At 60.2% G+C, this 21467-nt stretch carries 19 protein-coding genes; 3 read left to right on the forward strand and 16 right to left on the reverse strand.

Features of this window, described 5'->3' with window-relative positions:
• Positions 1-10: 10 nt before the first annotated feature.
• From Z945_RS0117640 to Z945_RS0117650, 3 genes are all read right to left on the reverse strand, one after another.
• Positions 11-1135 (reverse strand): aminotransferase class V-fold PLP-dependent enzyme, encoded by a 1125-nt coding sequence (locus Z945_RS0117640; RefSeq protein ID WP_025053417.1) that lies wholly within the window; start codon positions 1133-1135, stop codon positions 11-13.
• A 94-nt stretch (positions 1136-1229) separates the two neighbouring features.
• Positions 1230-1697 (reverse strand): Lrp/AsnC family transcriptional regulator, encoded by a 468-nt coding sequence (locus Z945_RS0117645; RefSeq protein WP_025053418.1) that lies wholly within the window; start codon positions 1695-1697, stop codon positions 1230-1232.
• Positions 1694-2149 carry an Lrp/AsnC family transcriptional regulator gene (locus Z945_RS0117650; RefSeq protein ID WP_025053419.1) on the reverse strand — a complete coding sequence of 152 codons (456 nt, stop codon included), beginning with the start codon at positions 2147-2149 and terminating at the stop codon, positions 1694-1696. The genes Z945_RS0117645 and Z945_RS0117650 overlap by 4 nt, the downstream gene beginning before the upstream one ends.
• Before the next feature lie 134 nt (positions 2150-2283).
• Here Z945_RS0117650 and ilvC point away from each other — a divergent pair, with 134 nt between their 5' ends.
• Entirely contained in the window at positions 2284-3306 is a 1023-nt protein-coding gene (gene ilvC / locus Z945_RS0117655) for a ketol-acid reductoisomerase (RefSeq protein WP_025053420.1), read from the forward strand.
• Between the two features lie 52 nt (positions 3307-3358).
• On the opposite strand, the gene Z945_RS20645 is transcribed toward ilvC, so the two are convergent.
• Positions 3359-3529, reverse strand: coding sequence for a hypothetical protein (locus tag Z945_RS20645; RefSeq protein ID WP_161634101.1), 171 nt, complete (start codon positions 3527-3529; stop codon positions 3359-3361).
• Positions 3530-3651: 122 nt separating this feature from the next.
• Between Z945_RS20645 and Z945_RS0117665 the strand changes: the two genes are divergently transcribed.
• The gene (locus tag Z945_RS0117665; RefSeq protein ID WP_025053421.1) at positions 3652-4575 is read left to right on the forward strand and encodes a DMT family transporter; all 924 of its coding nucleotides are present in this window, start codon (positions 3652-3654) and stop codon (positions 4573-4575) included.
• Here the strand turns inward: Z945_RS0117665 and glmM are convergent.
• From glmM to Z945_RS0117715, 10 genes are all read right to left on the reverse strand, one after another.
• Positions 4572-5915 (reverse strand): phosphoglucosamine mutase, encoded by a 1344-nt coding sequence (gene glmM, locus Z945_RS0117670; RefSeq protein WP_025053422.1) that lies wholly within the window; start codon positions 5913-5915, stop codon positions 4572-4574. The genes Z945_RS0117665 and glmM overlap by 4 nt on opposite strands.
• Positions 5912-6940, reverse strand: a complete 1029-nt coding sequence (gene folP / locus Z945_RS0117675) for a dihydropteroate synthase (RefSeq protein ID WP_025053423.1) — start codon at positions 6938-6940, stop codon at positions 5912-5914. Before folP ends, glmM begins: the two co-directional genes overlap by 4 nt.
• Complete coding sequence (locus Z945_RS0117680; RefSeq protein WP_025053424.1) at positions 6937-7860, reverse strand: dihydroneopterin aldolase; 924 nt, start codon at positions 7858-7860, stop codon at positions 6937-6939. The genes folP and Z945_RS0117680 overlap by 4 nt, the downstream gene beginning before the upstream one ends.
• 93 nt (positions 7861-7953) lie before the next feature.
• Positions 7954-8592 carry a cell wall hydrolase gene (locus tag Z945_RS0117685; protein WP_025053425.1) on the reverse strand — a complete coding sequence of 213 codons (639 nt, stop codon included), beginning with the start codon at positions 8590-8592 and terminating at the stop codon, positions 7954-7956.
• A gap of 129 nt (positions 8593-8721) precedes the next feature.
• Entirely contained in the window at positions 8722-11289 is a 2568-nt protein-coding gene (locus Z945_RS0117690) for a putative PEP-binding protein (protein WP_052862677.1), read from the reverse strand.
• A gap of 152 nt (positions 11290-11441) precedes the next feature.
• Positions 11442-13505 (reverse strand): glycine--tRNA ligase subunit beta, encoded by a 2064-nt coding sequence (gene glyS / locus Z945_RS0117695; RefSeq protein ID WP_025053427.1) that lies wholly within the window; start codon positions 13503-13505, stop codon positions 11442-11444.
• A gap of 79 nt (positions 13506-13584) precedes the next feature.
• Entirely contained in the window at positions 13585-14415 is an 831-nt protein-coding gene (locus Z945_RS0117700; protein WP_025053428.1) for a DUF1206 domain-containing protein, read from the reverse strand.
• A 60-nt stretch (positions 14416-14475) separates the two neighbouring features.
• Entirely contained in the window at positions 14476-15000 is a 525-nt protein-coding gene (locus tag Z945_RS0117705) for a DUF6446 family protein (RefSeq protein WP_025053429.1), read from the reverse strand.
• Positions 14997-15377, reverse strand: a complete 381-nt coding sequence (locus Z945_RS0117710; RefSeq protein ID WP_025053430.1) for a glyoxalase superfamily protein — start codon at positions 15375-15377, stop codon at positions 14997-14999. Before Z945_RS0117710 ends, Z945_RS0117705 begins: the two co-directional genes overlap by 4 nt.
• On the reverse strand, positions 15374-16324 hold the full coding sequence (locus Z945_RS0117715) for a glycine--tRNA ligase subunit alpha (protein ID WP_025053431.1): 951 nt from the start codon (positions 16322-16324) through the stop codon (positions 15374-15376). The genes Z945_RS0117710 and Z945_RS0117715 overlap by 4 nt, the downstream gene beginning before the upstream one ends.
• 157 nt (positions 16325-16481) lie before the next feature.
• On the opposite strand from Z945_RS0117715, the gene Z945_RS0117720 reads away from it, so the two are divergent.
• Positions 16482-18263 (forward strand): serine protease, encoded by a 1782-nt coding sequence (locus tag Z945_RS0117720; RefSeq protein WP_025053432.1) that lies wholly within the window; start codon positions 16482-16484, stop codon positions 18261-18263.
• A gap of 47 nt (positions 18264-18310) precedes the next feature.
• Here Z945_RS0117720 and Z945_RS0117725 read toward each other — a convergent pair whose 3' ends face one another.
• Positions 18311-19912: a 5-guanidino-2-oxopentanoate decarboxylase gene (locus Z945_RS0117725; protein ID WP_081781023.1), complete on the reverse strand. Its 1602-nt coding sequence runs from the start codon at positions 19910-19912 to the stop codon at positions 18311-18313.
• Entirely contained in the window at positions 19912-21360 is a 1449-nt protein-coding gene (locus Z945_RS0117730; RefSeq protein ID WP_025053434.1) for a TrkH family potassium uptake protein, read from the reverse strand. The genes Z945_RS0117725 and Z945_RS0117730 overlap by 1 nt, the downstream gene beginning before the upstream one ends.
• Between the last annotated feature and the right edge of the window lie 107 nt (positions 21361-21467).

Below are 21467 nucleotides of genomic sequence, written 5' to 3' on the forward strand. Positions count from 1 at the left end.
TTGCGTGGGCTCAAAGTACCTCATCCACGACAGGTGCGAGACGGCCCAGGGTGCCATCCACATCATAGAGTTTATCGAGCCCGAACAGGCCGAGACGGAAGGTGCTGAAGCCGTCGGGTTCGCCTACTTGCAAGGGCACACCGGCGGCGATTTGCATGCCTTTGGCAGCGAACTTTTTACCGTTCTGGATCTGCGGGTCTGACGTGTAACCCACCACCACGCCCGGTGCGCCATAGCCTTCGGCCGCGACCGAGCCGACACCCTTGGCTGCCAGCATTTTGCGCACACCATCGCCCAGCTTCCACTGCGCCTCTTTCAGACGCTCAAAGCCGAACTCGCGGGTTTCCAGCATTGTATCGCGGAACATGCGCAGCGCGTCAGTGGGCATTGTGGAATGATAGGCGTGCCCGCCGTCCTCATAGGCCTTCATGATCGCGCGCCATTTCGCCAGATCGAGGGAGAAACTGTCTGATTGGGTTTCAGCCAGTCGCGCTTCGGCCCGTTCAGACATCATTACCAGCCCGGCAGACGGCGTAGCCGACCAGCCTTTTTGTGGCGCAGAGATCAGAACGTCGATACCAAGGCTGCGCATGTCGACCCAGATGCAGCCCGACGCGATACAGTCGAGCACCATGAGCGCACCGACTTCATGAGCCGCATCGGCCATCTGTCTGATATAGGCGTCGGGCAGGATCACGCCTGCGCTTGTTTCAACATGCGGGGCAAAGACCACCTGCGGTTTCTCGGCGTGAATGGCCTCGACCACATCCTCGATCGCGGCGGGCACAAAAGGCGACGTCGCGGCGTTGCCCTGCTGGCGTGCCTTCAACACAGTGGCCTTGGCGGTCAATCCACCGGTTTCCATGATCTGGGACCAGCGGTAGGAGAACCAGCCGTTGCGCACCACCAACGCATCCGCGCCGCGGGCAAACTGGCGTGCGACGGCTTCCATGCCAAAGGTGCCGCCACCGGGCACCACAGCCACCGCATCGGCCTGATAGACCTCTTTCAACATCTCGGAGATGTCGCGCATCACCTGTTGAAAGCTGCCGCTCATGCTGTTGAGCGAGCGGTCGGTGAAAACCACCGAAAATTCTTCAAGCCCTGTCGGGTCTACCGTATCTAGCAATGCCATGGGTCATCTCCTCCTCGTGGATACCTGTGCATAAAAGCCCACCTCAGGATGTGCAAAGTCTATCTTGGCATACCAGTCATGCAAAGTGCCGCGACTACCGGATATCACCGATGGGCCCCGGCAGACGCTCTTCGCTCAGCAGAACATTGGCCTCGACCTCGCCAGCCCCCGGCAGCGTCATGATCCGCCGGCGCAGCACCCGCTCGAAATCAGGCAGATCACGTGCAACAACCCGGAGACGGTAATCATATAGTCCCAGCACATGCTCTACGGTCTGCACCTCGGGAATGGCGCTGACGGCGCGCTCGAAGTCTTCCAGTGACACGCCCCCCTTTCGCGCCAGCTTGATCCCCAGAAACACGGTAACGCCAAAGCCCAAACGCTCCGCATCCAGCCGCAACCGGCGGCCTGCCAGAACGCCCGCTTCTTCCAGCCGTCTGATGCGCCGCCAGGTCGCCGGCTGTGACAGGCCAAAGCGTTTGCCCAATGCGCTGGCCGATTGCCGCGCATCCCGCGCCAAGGCCAAAACCAATTGGCGGTCCAGATCATCCAGAGCGATCATAGCGGCAAAGTCTCTTCGGCTTTGATCCGCGCCACATGCATCAACGCTTCGATATCCGCGATATGCGGCAGCGACAGGATCCGCCTGCGGTAGATCTCCTGATAATGTGCCATATCCCGCGCGATCACCGACAGGCGCACATCGACCCGGCCCAGAAAGGTCTGAACCTCGATCACCTCCGGCACCCGCCGCGCCTCTGCCAGAAAGCTATCGAACGCGGTGCTCTGCGTCTTGTCCAGTGTCACCCGCAAGGATACTTCGACCGCATAGCCAAGGGCGGCCCAATTCACCACGGCAGCGACCCCCTGCACCACGCCGGTCTCTTCCATACGCGCCAACCGCCGCGCGGCCTTTCCGCTGGACATGCCGCAACGGTCTGCCAGTTCGCCGGGGCTCAGGCTCGGCTCCGCCTGCCAGTAGCGCAACAGTCGGCGGTCCATATCATCAAGCATGATTTTTCCAATTTTTGCAGCAACGGCGCATAACTATATTCAACCTTTTAAAAATACTATAGAAATCACACTGGCCCCGCCGGCGAACTTCCCTATGGTGCACCGCAGAGAACATTCAACCAAAGGACAAACCAATGCGCGTTTATTACGACCGTGACTGTGATGTGAACCTGATCAAGGACAAGAAAGTCGCCATTCTCGGCTATGGCTCCCAAGGCCACGCCCATGCGCTGAACCTGCGCGATTCCGGTGCCAAGAACCTCGTTGTCGCCCTGCGAGAAGGCTCCGCTTCCGCGGCCAAAGCCGAGGGTGAAGGCCTCAAGGTTATGGGCATTGCAGAAGCCGCCGCCTGGGCTGACGTCATCATGTTCACCATGCCCGACGAACTGCAGGCAGAGACGTACAAGAAGTACGTGCACGACAACATCCGCGAAGGTGCGGCGATTGCATTCGCCCACGGCCTGAACGTGCACTTTGGCTTGATCGAGCCGAAAGAGGGCATCGACGTCATCATGATGGCCCCCAAAGGCCCCGGCCACACTGTACGCGGCGAATACACCAAAGGCGGCGGCGTGCCTTGCCTCGTGGCGGTAGACCGTGATGCGTCCGGCAAAGCGTTGGAAATCGGTCTGTCCTATTGCTCCGCCATCGGCGGTGGCCGCTCCGGCATCATCGAGACGAACTTCCGCGAAGAATGCGAGACCGATTTGTTCGGTGAGCAGGCGGTTCTTTGCGGTGGCTTGGTCGAGCTGATCCGCATGGGCTTTGAGACGCTGGTCGAAGCGGGCTATGCGCCCGAGATGGCCTATTTCGAGTGCCTGCACGAAGTGAAGCTGATCGTGGACCTGATCTATGAAGGCGGTATCGCCAACATGAACTACTCGATCTCCAATACGGCTGAGTACGGCGAATACGTTTCCGGCCCGCGGATCCTGCCTTACGACGAGACGAAGGCGAAGATGAAAGCGGTACTGACCGACATTCAGAACGGCAAATTCGTGCGTGATTTCATGCAGGAAAACGGCGTGGGTCAGCCCTCGTTCAAAGCCACACGCCGCATCAACGACGAGCACCAGATCGAACAGGTCGGCCAAAAGCTGCGTGAAATGATGCCATGGATTTCTGCAGGGAAAATGGTGGATAAGGCCAAGAACTAAGGCTTCTTCCCTGACTATTCAGAAGGCCCGGAGCGATCCGGGCCTTTTTGCTTTATACGTCTGCGGGTTTGCCATGAGACAACTTGGCGTTTGCCCATGTAGAATGCAGCACGCCGTCAGTTTCGATCCGCCGTTCTATCTGTTGCTTGCTGATAAGGGCCAATGTTGCCGAGATCAAAAGGGTGAAGAACGCAATTGCGCCCACAGGTGATGTCCAATCCATGAAGAAGTCTCCTTTATCCTGTCATACCCTAACAACGTGGCCGCGCTTTCATTCGTTCCCGGACCGCCTGTCACTGCGTGATCGACGTTGACCCTGTGTTCGATCCCGCATAGCCCCGTATTATGAACCAGCCCCCCAAAATTACCGCAAGCAGTTGGCTGATGATTGCCGTACTTGCCTTCGTCTGGGGCGGGACTTTCATGGTGACCGAAATTGCCCTGACCGGGATGCCGCCCTTCTGGGTCGCGGCCTCGCGCATCGGCTTTGCGGCGGTGGTCATGGTCGTGATCTGGGGCGCGCGTGGTTTCGCGCTGTTCGAGCAACGCCCCACATTCGCTCAATGGGTCACCCTGTTTTTCGTCGGCTGCCTGAGCGGAGCAGTGCCGTTTGCGCTTCTTGCCTGGGGGCAACAATATGTCACCTCGGGTTTTGCGGGGGTGTCGATGGCGTCTACAGCACTGATCGTCGTGCCATTGGCGCACTTCATGGTGCCGGGTGAACAGATGACATGGCGGCGCGTGGTCGGTTTTGTCATCGGATTTGTCGGAGTGGCCGTGCTGATCGGCGGACAGGCCTTTGACACCACAGGGTCGGATCTGGAAACCGCCGGGCGCATCGCTTGCGTGACCGCGGCCAGTTGCTATGCGCTTAGCTCGATCCTGATGCGGCGGTTGCCGGGGGTCGATGCCATCGGACTGGCCACCCTGCTCTTGGTGATCGGGTCGTTTGTCAGCCTGCCGATGGCTTTGGCCGTGGAAGGCCCACCACCCCTGCCCTCAGGTCAGATTTTGCTGGTGCTGTTGTTTCTGGGACTGGTGCCCACGGCAGCGGCGAATTTCCTGCGCGTACTTGTGGTGCGCAGCGCAGGGCCGGTGTTCATGTCACTCGTCAATTACCAGGTCCCGGTTTGGTCCGTGGTCCTTGGTGCGCTGATACTGTCCGAGCCGCTGCCGCCCTCGCTGCTTTACGCGATGGTGCTGATCCTGATCGGTTTGGGGATCAGCCAATACGGCGCGTTGCGGCGGCTGTTCGGTCGCAAGCCTTAGGCGACGGCCTCTTCGACTGCAGCAACCACGCTATCTACCGCCCGCTCCATCAGGCCAGCATCCAAGTGCTCTGCCATGACCCGCACCAAAGGCTCGGTGCCTGATGTGCGGATCAGCAACCGGCCGCCGCCGGTCAGATCAGCCTCGGCCTGTGCAATGGCAGCTTTGACTGGTGCTGCGTCCAGAGGCGTTTGCCCCGCGCCAAAGCGCACGTTCTTGAGAAGTTGCGGTACCGGATCAAACTGGTGCAGCAAATCGGATGCAGGCCGCTCGGACCGCACCAGCTCCGCCAGAAACTGTAGCCCTGCCATCAGGCCATCACCCGTTGTAGCATGGTCCGTCATCACAATGTGGCCGGATTGTTCACCGCCCAGATTAAAGCCGCCCTGCCGCATCCGTTCCACCACATATCGGTCGCCAACGCCGGTGCGTTCTAGACGCAGCTTGCGGTCGTTCAGAAAATGCTCCAGCCCCAGATTGCTCATCACCGTGGCAACAAGGGCTGCGTTCCTGAGCCGCCCTTCCTCTGCCCACCGCGCCGCCATCAGCGCCATAAACTGATCGCCATCGCCGACATTGCCCTTCTCATCGATCAGGATGACCCGGTCTGCATCGCCATCCAGACAGATACCCACATGCGCACCATGGGCCACGACCATCTCTGCCGCGGCGTGCGGATGGGTCGAGCCGCAGCTCTGGTTGATGTTATGCCCGTTCGGTGCCACCCCCATCGGGATCACTTCGGCCCCCAATTCCCATAAGGTTTCAGGTGCCACGCGGTGCGCAGCCCCATTCGCGCAATCCACCACGACCTTAAGCCCATCGAGCCGCATTTGGCGTGGGAAAGTGGACTTGACCCGCTCCATGTAGCGATACCGCCCGTCGTCGATGCGCTTCGCCCGTCCGATCTCGTTTGAAGGTGCCGCGTCGACGCCGCTTGCGATCAGGGCCTCCAGCTCGGCCTCGACCTTGTCAGAGAGTTTGAACCCGTCCGGGCCGAAAAACTTGATCCCGTTGTCATGCGCAGGATTATGACTGGCAGAGATCATCACCCCCAGGTCAGCCCGCATAGAGCGCGTCAGCAATCCTACCGCAGGTGTAGGCACCGGCCCCAGAAGCAGCACATTCATACCCGTACTGGTCAAGCCCGCCGTCAGTGCGTTTTCGAACATATAACCCGAGAGGCGCGTATCTTTACCGATCACAACCCGGTGCACTGCATGGCCGTCATGGCGGAAATACCGCCCCACCGCAGCGCCGATGCGCAAAGCCATCTCCGGCGTCATGGGGTGGATGTTGGCCGTGCCGCGCACGCCGTCTGTGCCAAAAAGCTTGGTCATAATAGGTGACTTCCTGCCATAGCTGAGCGCCAGAGCGCAATTGCCTGAATTGTTTCAGGGACATCATGCACGCGCAAAATCTGAACGGCATGGGAAATCGCGGCCAATCCTACCCCTAAACTGCCGGGCATGCGGGCCGTGGCTGCCGTAGTGCCACCAATTGTGCCGATGAACCTCTTGCGCGAGGCCCCCAAAAGGACTGGCACACCCAATCCATGAAACAGGCTGAGCCGGGCCAGAAGTGCGAGGTTATGCTCCAGCGTTTTGCCAAATCCGATGCCCGGATCTGCGATAATGCGCGACCGGTCAATGCCCTGCGCTTCCAACGCGGTAATCCGAGCCGCAAGATAGTCATAAACATCAAGCAAAACATCGTCGTATTGCGGGTCTTGCTGCATTGTGGCTGGATCGCCTTGGGCATGCATCACACAGACCGGCAGATCGTGCTGCTGGGCGACAGCGGCCAGATCAGGATCATAAGTAAGACCCGACACATCGTTGACCAGCCCCGCCCCTGCCGTAATGGCGGCCTCGGCCACGCTGGCCTTGCGGGTATCAATCGAAACCAATGTATCGACACCTGCGGCGCGCAGGCCCTGAATGACCGGCACCACACGCTGGGCTTCGTCCTCGGGCCGGACAGTTTCAGCCCCCGGACGGGTGGATTCGCCGCCCACATCCAACAGATCGACGCCCGCATCACGCATCGCACGGCCTGCGGCAACTGCGTCAGTAGAGGCAAAATGTTTACCGCCATCCGAGAAACTATCAGGCGTGGCGTTCAATATGCCCATCACGCGGGGCTGCGCCATAGACAGCCCGCCAATCGCGGCCCTTGGCTGACTAAGCCGTGTGATCACCGCATCAGGCGCTTCGGTCAGTGGGACCACAAGCGGCATGCGCCCCCGCGCCAGCACTTCAAGATGGGTGAACCATGCCCAGCCTCCCGCCAGCCGCACCGCCCCCTTGGGACGCGCGGGGCCAACCTGCGCAAGCGGTCGAAAATAGGAGGTGTCCTCGCTCATAAGTCGCTCTGGGAAACCGGCATCGTACGCAACGGGACAGAGGCATCAGCGGGCAGATCCGCGCCTATCACCAGCATCTCCTGCGCCTCGAAAGTTGCCGCGAACCATGCCGCCAGTGCAACCGCATCACGGGGCTGCGCGGAGGGGGTGTCAACGGAATCCAGCAAGATCTTGGAAGGGGCCCAAACAGAAGTCTGGCCATTCTTCATCGCCCAATCAAGCTCGGTCCGCGTCTCTACCACTACGCAGCGCGGATCGCGCGCGGCCAATACCCAGGCGTTTTGCTCGATCGCCAACAGATCAATACGCCGTTGCGCCATAGGGTGCGGCACCTGCGGTGCAGCACTTTGCGCTGCTCCGACACAAAGGATGAGCGGACTGCCCGAGGCCTCAAGCTGGTCCAGCCAACCTGTGAGATGTGGGGACGCAATCGCGTCATTGCTCAGAAACACAAGTTCGGGATGCGGCAAGTCTTCGGGCAGCGGCAGGCTTTGCAGCGCGTCCTGACGGTTGCGTACGATTTCAACACCCAAAGCACCCGGGCCCCGGTCCAGCTTTTCGATGCGCACGAAAACGCGCATTGCTTGCGGCTCCAGCAGCACACGTTCGGCCACGCGCTCTGCAAGGGTCTCCAGAAGGGCCAACCGTTCCACCGCCAGTTCGGCGGCGATCGCCTCGGTCACACGGTCATAGCTGAGGATACGGTCCACATCATCATCGATCGGCCCTGTCAGCGGCCTGACCTCGACCACCACATTAAAGCAAACCCGTTGGGTGACCCCGCGTTCGGCCTGAAAAGCGCCGATTTCGACCTCGGTAATGTGGTCGCGCAATGATATGCGGTCAAGCGGATCATCCCCCGCCATGGCCGCAGCCCGTTCGGAGGGATGTTCAAAAGCGAGGCGCACTTCATTGGTCATGTCGCAGGTCCTGTCTGCAAGGGCTTGGGACCGTTTAGCGGATCACCCCCCTGCGTACCAACGCAATTTCCGGCAGACCAGCTGCCGAAACCGTCAGTTCGACGCTGAACGCCATGTGTGGCGGTAAAACAAATGCACACCGATCCGGGCTGTCCGGGTATAAACGCGTGCCCAACGGGGGTTCACCGCAGTTGTGTGGTAGTGCGTCGCGCCATCCGTAAGGTTCGGCACTTTGCCGTCCAGAATATAGCGCGCAATCTTGCCCACGCGGGCAAAAGCCGCTGGCTCCGCGATCACTTCCGCATGGCCATCGCAGGTATAGGTGAACTGGCACTGATACTTCTTGCCCGTGCCCTGGTTGATTACACCGCACAAAGAACCCGGAAAACGCGCCGACTTCACCCGGTTCATAATCACTTCCGCCACCGCGAATTGACCTTTGACCGTCTCACCGCGTGCTTCGAAGTAAAGCGCTTCGGACAGGCACCGCCACTCATCCGAGCCACGCGCTTTGGGCTGTGCATCAATCCAATTGCGCGAAAACTGTACGTTGGTTGCGATGGCCGGTTTGGTGATCATATCCTGCAGCCGCGCTTCGCCTGCCGACTTCAGCCCCTGCTGTTCAATCCGGGCAAGGTCTTCGGCCTTTTCGGCGGAGGCATAGGCACCACCACCCAGGGTTGCGAATGCCGCTACTGCGAGGGCAAAAATAGAAAAACGTGAAATAGGCATTTCGGAACTCTGCCGTTGTTAAAGTTGGCCAGCGCCTACTCAGAAACGGTCAATGCGTAAACCCACAGGGCCTAAAATGCGCCAAAAGCCGCCCAAAGGCGCTTTATCTGCCAAAAGCGGTGCCAAAACCTACCCTATCTTGTGGCGAATTGCCAATTGGGCCGCTGCGAGCCGTGCAACCGGAACGCGAAAAGGTGAACAAGAAACATAATCAAAACCCGCATCCCGGCAAAAAGCAATCGATTCGGGGTTGCCCCCGTGCTCTCCGCAGATTGACAATGTGATGCCTGGCTGCACGGACCGACCCCGGTCGGCACCCAATTTCAACAGCTCTCCCACGCCGTCATTATCAAGCACGTGAAACGGGTCTTCAGGGAAAACGCCCTGCTGCACATAGTCCGACATGAAGCGTCCCGCATCGTCGCGCGAAAGCCCATAGGTCATCTGTGTCAGGTCGTTGGTGCCAAAGCTGAGGAACGCGCAATGAGGTGCAATCTCGGCCGCGCGAAGCGCCGCGCGCGGGGTTTCGACCATGACGCCGAGACGGTAAGCAAAGCTGGCATCCTGTTCGGTGCGCACCGCGGCGGCGACGGCATCGACCGAGGCTTTGACCAGTTCGACTTCGCGGCGGGCAGAGACCAGCGGGATCATGATCTCGGGCACCACCGGATCGCCATCGCGGCTGGCCTTGATCGTCGCCTCAAAGATGGCACGCGCCTGCATTTCATAAATCTCAGGCACCGTCACACCCAACCGCACACCGCGCAGACCCAACATCGGGTTATATTCCGACATCGCTTCAATCCGGCGGGTCACGCTGGAGAGCGGCAGATCAAGCGCATCTGCCAACTCGCGCTGGCCCTGTTTGTCCATGGGCAGGAATTCATGCAACGGCGGGTCAAAGAGCCGGATGCACACGGGCTGTCCCTGCATGATACGGAAAAGCTGGGTGAAGTCATCGCGCTGCATCGGCAGCAAACGCTCTAGCACAGCGCGGCGGTCTTTGCCCGTCTCTGCAAAGATCATCTCGCGCATCACGGTTAGGCGACCCGGCTCAAAAAACATATGCTCGGTCCGGCACAAGCCGATGCCGTGGGCGTTGAAGTTGCGGGCGGTCTGCGCATCGGCAGGGGTGTCGGCATTGGCCCGCACCCCGATGTCGGCCACATCCTCGGCCCATTGCATCAAACGCGTGAATGTCTCGTCCAGCGCAGCCTCTTGCATCTTGGCCGCTCCTGCCAGCACCTGACCGCTGCTGCCATCGACCGTGATCGTATCGCCAACATTGAACACGCGGCCATCTGGCGCGGTGAGCTGGCGCTTGATCAGGTTGAACTTCATATTGGACACGCCGACCACACAAGGCAGGCCCATGCCACGCCCGATCACAGCAGCATGGCTGGTGATGCCACCGCGTTCCGTCAGCACGGCAACGGCGGCCTGCATGCCGCGAATATCTTCCGGGCTGGTTTCACGCCGGATCAGGATGCAAGGCTCGTTGCGCGAGGCACAGGCCTGCGCTTCCGTGGCGGAAAACACCATCTTGCCAGTCGCGGCACCCGGACTGGCGGCGATGCCATGCCCTATGATGTCGCGTTTGAACGCGGGACTGATCTGTCGGTGCAGCAGCTCGGTCAGCGTGCGCGGCTCGACCCGCATCAGGGCTTCTTCGCGCGGGATGATACCCTCATCGGCCAGCGCCACAGCAATCCGCACCGCGGCGCGGGAGGACCGTGCTACGCGCATCCCGTCCAGGATGTGCAATTCGCCTCCCTCGATCACAAACTCGACCAGCATCTCGGCCCGCAGCTTTTTGCGCATCAATGCCGCATGGGCGAGCAACTGGGCATAGGCATCGGGGGCAAGCTCTTCCAGGGAGGGACCGCGCGGGTCGCGGGTGATATAAAGTGCGGCGGCATCCCCCTCCATCGCATCACGTCCCTGCGACTGGCTCAGATACCGGCCCGTCACCTGCGGCAACCCCGTGTCGCTGTCCACCAGTTGCAACACGCCCGAGCCGCATTCGCCCACGCCGACGCCAAAGGCCATCTGCTGCACTACCAACCCCAGACCGGCATCGGCAGGCGCACCCTTGGCCTGCCGCAACAGCCGCGCCGAAGTGCCATCCCACGCCCGCGCCATCGAACGCAGCACGGCCGAAAGCTGAACCGTGGTGTCTTGCGGAAACACCTCTTCTTGCTCGGCCTCATAGGCCCGCAGCGTCTGTTCGAGTGCGGCACGCCCCTGCCCCGAAACATCGTCAAACATATCAGGGTCCAACCGTGCCACGTTGATCGCATAGCTTTGCACAAAGCGGGTATAGAGCGCGGCCGCAGGCCCTTCGCCGATGACACCACATAATTCCTCGAACCGGCGGTCGTTGATCCCGATGTTCAGCACAGCCCCCGGCCCGCCCCAATCGGGGTCTTCGCTGGAGGGACGCACACACATCAAGGCGCCCGGCTGCATCTGGGCCACGATGGCGGCGACATCGGGCATCTCGCCCTTGGCGATCTTGGTCACAGCCTCGAATGAAATCGCCACGGTGCGCGGCACCGGCAGATCAAGCCGCACCAGCCGTTGCAGGCACTTGGCCCGCCCGCCGTGCGTGTGGTTCGCAATCGGCGCCTTGGCCGTGACAAGAGTTGTTGTGGGGTTATTCTGCACTGCAGCACCTATGGAGTTCTGATGCAGCATAGGCGGTATTTGAGGGCTGGCAAGCGGCTTGCCCTTCTGACGTAGCGCTCTGCAAACCGTGATACGCGCGGACAGGGCGGTATGGTCATGCCTGTTGCGTGTCTCGCAGCAATTGCAGGAAAGACAACAAACGCCTTCCCCGCCGTTCGGTGTTAGCCGTCGATGCGCGTCAGATCCGCGACTGATGTGCAGATGGTGCGGATCCGGCTGAGCAGGTTCAAACGGTTGCGGCGCACGGTGGCGTTGTCGCTGTTGACCTGCACCGCCTCGAAAAACGCATCGATGGGCCTGCGCAGGGCGGCCATTGCGGACATGGCGGTGATGAAATCCTGTGCATTCATTGCGGGGGTGATCACGGCTTCGGCCTCATCGAGGGCCTTGAACAAGGCCTTCTCTTCGTCTGTCTCGGAAAACTTCACATCCGCGCCGTAGGAGTATTCGACGCCGTCCGCTTCCTCGGCTTGCGTGAGGATGTTGTTGGCGCGTTTGAAGCCCTGGATCAGGTTTTCACCATCGTCGGTGTTGAGGGTTTCGCTGAGGGCGCGGGCGCGTTTGACGAGAAGGGTCAGATCGTCGTTGCCTTCCATGGCGATGCAGGCGTCGATGATGTCGTGGCGAATGCCTTGGTCCCGCAGGTAGACTTTGAGACGATCGTGGAGGAAAGCGATGAGATCATTCGCGTCAGCCGATGCGTTGGCGCTGCGCACCGCCTCAGACGTCCGAAGAGAGACATCGTTCTCGATGAGGATGCGTATAACCCCCAGCGCCGCCCGCCGCAAAGCAAACGGATCCTTGCTCCCCGTCGGCTTCTCATCAATCGCCCAGAACCCGGTCAACTTGTCGATCTTCTCGGCCAGCGCCACGGCCACTGACACGGGTGCGGTCGGCACATCATCGGATGGCCCCAAAGGCGCGTAGTGTTCCTGCGCCGCAGCGGCCACCCCATCGGACATGCCCGCTGCCTGCGCGTAGTAACGGCCCATCAAGCCCTGCAATTCGGGGAATTCATACACCATTTCAGAGGACAGATCGGCCTTGGCGACCCGCGCCGCCTGCTCTGCTTCATCCGCATCGGCCCCCACCATCGGGGCCAATTCGCGGGCCAGCACGGCCATGCGTTCGATCAACTCGGCCTGTGTGCCCAGTTTGTTGTGGAAGGTCACGTTCTCCAGCGCCTTGACCCAAGCGTTCATGCCTTCGTCAGATTTCGCCACGCGCAGGTCGTTCTCCCAAAAGAACTTCGCGTCAGACAACCGTGCCGACAGCACCTTTTCGTTGCCCGCCAATATCGTCGCGCCATCGTCCGCCGTGGTGCGATTGGCCACGGTGATGAAGCGCTCGATCTGGCCGGACTTGGGGTTGCGCACGGAGAAGAACTTCTGGTGTTCGCGCATGGAAGTCTGCAAAACCTCCGGCGGCAGGCCCAGAAAATCATCCGCGATCCGGCCCATCAGCACTACGGGCCATTCCACCAGCCCTGCGACCTCGGCCAGCAACCCGGCGTCCTCTACCACCTCAAGTCCGTTGGCGAAGGCCATATTCGTCGCGTCGTTCCAGATCGTTTCGGCCCGTGCATCGGCGCGCAACACCACATGGGCGCGGGCCAACTTGGTCTCGTAATCATCAAAGCCACTGACGGTGATCGCGTCCGGTGACAGAAAGCGGTGGCCGTAGGTCACATCGCCCGACTTGATCCCGTCGACCTCCATCGGTACGACCTCCGCACCGCCTTCATCGCTGATCACGCAGAGGATGGATTGCAAGGGGCGCACCCATTTCAGACTGCCACTGCCCCAGCGCATGGACTTGGGCCATGGGAAATCACGGATTGTCTGGTCTAGCACCTCGGCCACGATCTCCGCCGCCGGACGGCCCGGTTTGTGGATCATCGCAAACAGGATCGCGCCCTTGGGGGTTTCACGTTCCTCAAGCTGGTCGCGGGTGACGCCGGCACCGCGCAGGAACCCCTCGATGGCTTTTTCGGGCGCGTCGGCCTTCGGGCCTTTGCGTTCTTCGGTCACAGCGGGGCTGGCCGCCAACATCCCGTCAATCGCCAGCGTCAAACGGCGCGGCGTGGCGAAAGCGGCTGCGGAGGCATAGGTCACGCCGGCCTCGACCAGACGATTGGTCAGTAGCTTTTGCAGATCCTCCGCGGCACGCTTTTGCATGCGCGCGGGAATTTCTTCGGAGAAAAGCTCAATCAGCAGGTCAGGCACGGGAGGCATCCTTCGTCTTGCCGCATTGCGGCGCGTCTTTGCGAGTTGAGATAGCCGCCCAGCCCGCAAGGGTCCAGAGCTAGGTTACCGATTTGAGCTTTGCGGCCAATGTCTCGACGTCCGGGCTGCTGAGTTTAGGGACAACCCGATAGGCAGCCTCGACGAAGTTGTAGAAGGCAAAGGCGACAAGCCCCAGCCCCGCAGCGCCCATGAGGAGCCGTCCGTATGTCATACCGCGCAACTCGGTCAAGGCAGCACCCAGCCCCCCTGCTTGTCCGGGGTCGGCATTGAAGGCCGCGAAGCCGATAGAGGTTGCAACAAGTGCCAGTAACGCACCGTAGATAACCAGACCAGCGGTCAGCACCGGATCCACCTGCGTGGTAAAGTCAGAGGCGGCGAGGTGCTCCTTGTACTTCCCGCTCCAGCCTTTGTAGGCATAGTAGATGCCGGCCCCCGCGATCACTGCTGCCGCTGCGCCAATTAGCCAACGGCCCATCGGCATCTGCATTATTTTTTGGGTCCAATCCTGTGCGCTGTCATCCGTACCCGCACCGCCCATCGCAAGTCCAATGACGGACAGGCCGATGATCCCGTGAATGATGCCCGTGGTGATCTGCCCGCCGCGTGCCGTTATTCCCTTGGCATCATGCCCGTGATCCTCGACATCCGCGATGCCCGCAACGATCCGCCAGACCATATAGGCGAAAAGGCCAATACCAATAGCCCAAAGAGCGATTACACCCAAGGGAGTAGCGCGGAGTTCGGCCAAGGCACCTTTGGTGCCTTCGGCCTGCCCGGACCAGAGTGCCGCCTTGAAGGCCAGTCCGCCCACAACAAGATAAATAGCGGCCCGCGCACCATAGCCCGCCCGCATGATCCATTTCAAAGTGTGAACGGATGAACTCGACATATGCGCCCCCTGTTGCATCTGATACAGCGTTCGGGAGCGGCCTTTGGTTCCCGGCTAATGCTATTCAGTTGCTTCCGCAGGGCGGCGTGGGCATTCCTCGCCCACAATGGTACCATCATAGGCTTTGTCGCCACAGTCGTTCAATTCGTGCCAGACATAGCCGCGTCCGTCTTCGGTGATTGCCACAATCCGGTCCACACCGAAGTCCACGTTCTTTGCACCCATGAATGTAAGTGCCGTACCTGCCTCCAGCTCGGCCCCGATTTCGGATGCGTCGAAGCATTCAAACCAGTCAGGCGCATTGCGCGGGTCGACATTGTCGACCAGCACATAGTTTTCTGTCAGGAAAGCAAGGCTTTGCGAGGTGGTGAAACAGGCCCGGTACCGGATCGGAGAGCTTTCGGCGTCGATGGCTTGAAAATTGTCAAACACGATGGTTTCGGGCTGATCGGACGTCAGCGACACCAGTTGCACATCTTCGGTCGCCACGGCCTCGTAGAAGCCATAGACCTGAAGGTAGTACATGCCGATCCCTGCCGCGAGTGATGAGATAAGAATGATGACCCCCATGATTCTGCCGGTCATTGCTGTGCACTTTCTGCTGTCGGCATTTCGGTTCCGAAACACAGGACGTTGCCGTCCGGATCGGTGACCTCAACCTCTTTCATATTGTATGCCGTTACAGTCGGACCTTTGAACACGCAGCTCACAGCCGATAGATGCGCAACCAGTTCTATCAGATCATCCATGTAGAAATGCGCGCGCCAGCCTGCGTAGGGCACTTCTGCACCATCCCAAGCGCTGAGAAATATCATTGCATCGCCGGCACGGAAAATACCAAAGCCCGGATCAGGTTCGCCGGCTTCAGTGATTGGCTCAAAGCCCAAGACCTCGGTGTAGAAGGTCTTTGCACGCTGGTAGTCCGACACCCGAAGGACCGGCTTTGCGTTGCAGTATTTCACGCCGCATCCTCGGTCCAGCCACCTGCCCGCGTTTGCACAAAAGCGTCAGCGCACATCTTGGCCAGCGTGCGGACGCGGCCGATGTAGGCTTGTCGCTCGGTCACGGAAATCACACCGCGTGCGTCCAGCAGGTTGAACATGTGGCTGGCCTTGATGCACTGGTCATAGGCCGGATGCGCCATGACGATACGCTTGCCAGTTTTGGGGTCCGCGGCGGGCTGTTCAAGGATATGCTTGCAATGCGCCTCGGCCTCTTCGAACTGGCGCAGCAGCACTTCCGTATTGGCCGTGTCGAAATTCCAGCGGGCGTATTCTTCTTCGGTCTGTTTGAAGACGTCCGCGTAGGTCAGTTCGATGGGCGAGCCGGGATCGTTGAAAGGCATGTCCATCACGTGATCGACGCCCAGCACATACATCGCCAACCGCTCCAACCCGTAGGTCAATTCGCCCGAGACCGGATGGCAATCATGGCCGCCGACCTGCTGGAAATAGGTGAACTGGCTGACTTCCATGCCGTCACACCAGACTTCCCAGCCCAACCCCCAAGCGCCCAAAGTCGGGCTTTCCCAGTCATCCTCGACAAAGCGGATGTCGTGCAGATCCATATTGATACCGATGGCCTCGAGCGAGCCGAGGTAAAGCTCTTGCAAGTCCGGCGGACTGGGTTTGATCAGCACCTGATATTGGTAATAATGCTGAAGGCGGTTGGGGTTCTCACCATAGCGGCCATCAGTGGGGCGGCGCGACGGCTGGACATAGGCCGCAGCCCAGGGCTTTGTGCCGAGCGAACGCAAGGTTGTCGCCGGATGAAAGGTACCTGCCCCCACTTCCATGTCATAGGGCTGCAGGATCGCACAGCCTTTGGACGCCCAATAATTCTGCAGTGCCAGGATGATGGACTGAAAGGATTTGGGCTTGGACGGGGTGCTGGAAACGGTCTGTGCCATGGGTCTTGCCTCTTGCGGGATCGGGGTTCTACCTACGGGCCACACCCTTGGGCGTCAATTGCATCACATCGACAAAATCGCCGCAGCGGGGCATGGCATCTGACGCGGTTTCCTGCTTATGTCGCTCGAACCTTGATCCAAATGAGAAACTTCCCGTATGACGCGTATTTTCCCGGTTTTGCTGTTTGTTATCCTGAGCACTTTTGCAGCCTTTTCCGCATCGGCACAGTCGCAATCTCCTGATGATGTTGTCTGGGTGCAGATCGAGGCACAGCCCAGTTTATCTGAGGCTACGTCGCGCGCACGGATTTATGCCGGACAACTGGAAGATGTGAACGGATTTGCTTTGGGCGGCGGCTGGTACGGGATCGCAGTCGGGCCTTATCGCCGGGCGGATGCGGAACAAGTGCTGCGCACCTATGTGCGCCAGCGCATCGTGCCGCGCGACAGTTTCATCCAGTTCTCCACTGCCTTTGGCCAGCAGTTCTGGCCCGTGGGAGCCAATGTGCTGAACCGAGGCGTGATCGAAGCCCCTGCGTCGGTCGATACTGCTACCGATGCGACACCGCCCGCTGTGACCGAAGAGCCGGTAGTGGCCGAACCCGTGATCCAGCCCGCAGATGAAACCCTGCGCGAAGCGCAGCGCAGCGAACGTGCCCTGACGGCGGATCAGCGTAAGGAATTGCAAGTCGCCCTGAAATGGGCCGGCTTTTACAATGCCGCGATTGACGGGTCATACGGACGCGGCACGCGCACCTCGATGGCCGAGTGGCAAACGGCGAATAATTTCGAACGCACCGGCGTTCTGACCACTCTGCAACGCGCAGCCCTGCTGGGTCAGTATAACGCCGTTCTTGACGGTCTGGGCCTGCGTATGGTGCGCGACTCCCAAGCCGGGATCGAAATGATGATGCCCACCAACGAGGTCGGTTTTTCCCGCTACGAGGCTCCTTTCGCACACTACGATGCCACTGGTGATATCGGTGCGCGTGTGCTTTTGATCAGCCAGGCAGGCGATCAGGCGACGCTCTACGGTCTTTATGACATTATGCAGACCCTGGATATCGTGCCACTCGATGGCCCCCGTGAACGACAGCGGTCCTCCTTTTCGCTGGTCGGCCAAAACAGCCGCATCGTCAGCGAAACCCGTGCTTCGCTTGAGAATGGCCACGTCAAAGGGTTTACATTGATCTGGCCTGCGGGCGATGAGGAACGCCGCACCCGCGTGCTGGCGGAGATGAACAAAAGCTTCACCCGCCTGCCCGCTGTGCTGGACCCGGCCGCTGGTGGCGACGCTGAGCAGGCGATTGATCTGGTGTCGGGGCTTCAAGTGCGCCAGCCGAAACTCTCGCGTTCGGGCTTTTTCATTGACGGCAGCGGTGCCGTGCTGACCACCACCGAGGTTGCAGGCAGCTGTGGACGGCTGACCCTGGACGGAGAGACCGAAGCCGATCTGGTGGCACAGGATCCAGCAAGCGGTGTCGCGGTCCTCAAGCCGCGCAGCCCGCTGGCACCCTTGGCCGTGGCCGCATTCAATCTGGGGACACCGCGCCTGCAATCCGAAGTATCGGTGGCAGGCTATTCCTATGAAGGTGTCCTGAGTGCGGCAACGCTCACCTTTGGCAAGCTGGAGGACTTGCGCGGCCTTGGCGGTGAGGAAAACCTGAACCGTCTGTCGCTCAAGGCGCAAAGCGGCGATGCCGGTGGTCCTGTCTTTGATGCCAGCGGCAATGTGATGGGCATGCTTAGGCCGCAGCCTTCCACAGGTCCGCAACTGCCAGAGGATGTGAGTTTTGCTGTCGACGGGACAGCAATTGCCGATGTGGCAGGGCAAGCGGGTGTGCAACTGACAGCCGCCACCGCCGGCGGCACTGTCGCCCCGCGTGATCTGCGCATCGCGGCACAGGGGATGACAGTGCTGGTCAGCTGCTGGGAGTGAGCGGAAACTTTCAAAGTTTCCGGCCCGTTTTCTTTGAAAGAAAACGTTCAGGCGGTGAGTGCCGGTGTCAGATAAATCAAGGTCGGGCCGTCCGCTTTGAACGCGGCCGCGACGGCCGCCTGCATCTCTTCTAGCGTTTGCGGTGCCACCGCCCCTGCGCCAAAGGCTTCTGCCAGTTTCACGAAGTCAGGGTTGCGCGCGACCACTGCATTGGGCGCAATTTGTGCCCGCACCATGCTGTCCTCAATCTCGCCCAGCTTGCCATTGTCCCACAGGATGATTGGCAGGCTCAGCCCGAGTTCGACCGCCACGCCAAGTTCCTGCACAGTATAGTGAAACCCGTAATCCCCGATGATCGCCATCGTGGGTTTGCCGCGCCGCGCCACTGCCCCGCCGATAGCCGCAGGGGTCGCGTAGCCCAACGTGCCAAAGCCGTAAGGATGGTGCCAATGGCCGGGGCGGTCCATGTCCCAGACCTCCTTGGCCACATAAGCGAATTGGGTCATGTCGGAGTAGATCATAGTGTCGGCTGGCACAGCCTCGCGCAACGCATCGCAAATCGGCACGATACCGGGCCGCTCGGCATCTGTCTCGACTCGCCAGCGGGCACGGGTCTTGGCGATTTCTTGCGCCGTCCATCCGGTTGCAGGCCTATGTCCTTCAACGGCATCCAGCACCGCCTCCATCGTTTCATAGGCCTCGCCCAGCACAACACTGTCTTGCGCGCGTTGTTGGCTGGCAAGCACGGCAGGATCGATATCAACCCGGATGATCGGTGCATCCCCGCCCAGATTGTCACGCCACAGATCCACTTCGGCCAGTTCACAACCGACTACCAGGATCAAATCAGCGCTTGCAATGACCCGTTCGGACTCCGGCCGCGCCAAAACGGCACCGAAGGACAAAGGATGCTCTGGCGGCATGATGCCGCGCCCGGCGTAGCTGGTGAAAACGGCTGCCCCCACCTTTTCGGCCAGCTTTGAATAAAGCGATGCACCCGTAGTGGCACCGCCCCCAAGGACCATGACGGGCCGCTCCGCCGACATCAGCGCATCCGCAATGCGGCGCACCGCCAAAGCATCGCGTCGCATGTCGCCGGCAAGTTCAGCGTTGGCCATTTCGGGCGCGGGCGGTGCGTCCGCCTCCAAAAGCTGGATCGGCACTTGCACATGTTTGGACCGTGCACGCCGGGTCTCGAACTCCATGAAGGCACGGTCGATCAGCGCATAGGCCGCCTGCGGCGTCCGCGCTTCCTCTGACCAATCACACACCGTCGCTGCCGCCGCGCGCTGATCCTTCATCTGGTGCAACTGCCCGCGCTTGGCCGCCACCTCATCCAGACAAGACGAGATGACCAGCATCGGCACGCTGTCCGAATAGGCCTGCCCCATCGGTGTCATGATATTGCACACCCCCGGACCGGTGATCACGTAGGCCACCCCCGGTTTGCCTGTCGCCCGTGCATAGCCGTCGGCCATGAACCCCGCCCCCTGTTCGTGCCGCGCCAACACATGGGTGATGCCCGCCTCTTCGATGCCACGGTACATTTCCTGATTGTGCACGCCGGGGATGCCAAAGATCACATCAACACCACGATCTTTTAGCATATGGGATATCTGCGCCCCGAGGGGTCTTGCAGTCTCGGCCATCAGGCTCTCCAGAATTTGACGGTTAGAATAACGTAGACGGCCATCAGCTCCAGCCGTCCGATCAACATGGAAATGCTAAGGATCCATTTCGCAGTATCGTTGAGGGTGCTGAAATTGCCGGCAGGGCCAATGATCGGCCCCAACCCCGGTCCGATATTGGCCAGCGCGGCCCCGGCCCCGGAGATGGAGGTGATAAAATCGAGGCCTGTCAGGCTCAGCGCGACAGCGGCCAATCCGAGTGTCAGCACAAAAAACATGAAGAACGACATGACAGAGGACAGCACATCCGGTCCCACAGGCCGTCCGTCATAGCGCGGCGTAAAAATACCGTGCGGAGAGCGGATGCGCCGCAGTTGCGCGCGAATGGAGGCAAACAGAAGCTGGAACCGGAAAATCTTGATTGAACAGGCTGTGGACCCCGCACAGCCGCCAATCAGCCCGATGAAGAAGAACAAAGCAACCGCAAAGGAGCCCCATTTCATGTAATCGACAGAAGCATAGCCTGTGCCCGAGATGATTGAAGTGATGTTGAAAAGCGCCTCGCGCAGGACGCGTTCCTCTTCGCCCGGAAACACGTTTTGCAGCAGCACAAAGACCACTGTGACAAGGACCGCTATCGTCATCAGAAAGCCGCGCACCTGTGGGTCGCGGTGCAGCGCTTGCGCATTGCCGTTCAAAATTTGCACATAGCGCACGAAAGGCAGCGCCGAGAGAATCATGAACAAGGATGCAACATATTCGCCGGGGCCGGAAAATGCCCCGAAAGAGGCATCGTAATTCGAGAACCCACCCGTAGAAATTGTCGTCAGCGCATGTACTGTCGCGTCAAAGACGGACATGCCAACAGCGATATAACTCATGACACAGGCCAGCGTCAGCCACAGATAAATCACCGAAATCTGGCTTGCGATCTGGCCGGCGCGGGGCAGGATTTTTCCAAAAGTATCAAAGCTTTCAGATTTAAAGATCTGCATCCCGCCAACGCGGAGTTCGGGCAGAAACACCATCGCGACAACGATGATACCAATGCCCCCTAACCATTGAAGGATGCCGCGCCACAAGAGCAATCCTTTGGGCAGAGCGTCCAACCCCGTCAACACGGTAGAGCCGGTCGTTGTCAAGCCCGACATCGCCTCAAAAAACGCATCGGTGAAGCTGGATTGCGTGGCCCCCAGGATGAACGGCAAAGCCCCGAAAAGTGGCAGCATCATCCAGACGCCAGTGGTCAGCAAAAACGTCTGCTGGATGGTCAGCCCTTCGTTCACACCATTGGCACAGGCCAAGGCGATCAATCCGCCTGCAAGGATGCTCAGCGCGCCAGCTTCGGCGAAGACCAGCCAATGGCCGCGCCCTTCGGCGACATCCACCAGAAGCGGCAACACCATGGCCACGCCCAGCACTGCAACCAAAAGGCCGATCACATATCCGACAGGGCGCAAATCCAACATGGGCAAAGCGTTGGCGCGGCGCTTGGCCGGTGTCAAGCGGTCACCGCTGTGCAGAGGTCCGCGCAGTTGACATGCAAACGGCCCGGCCTGCCCCGCGAAGGACAAGA

The sequence above is a fragment of the Sulfitobacter noctilucae genome, assembly GCF_000622365.1.
In the GTDB taxonomy this organism is placed as follows: Bacteria; Pseudomonadota; Alphaproteobacteria; order Rhodobacterales; family Rhodobacteraceae; genus Sulfitobacter; species Sulfitobacter noctilucae.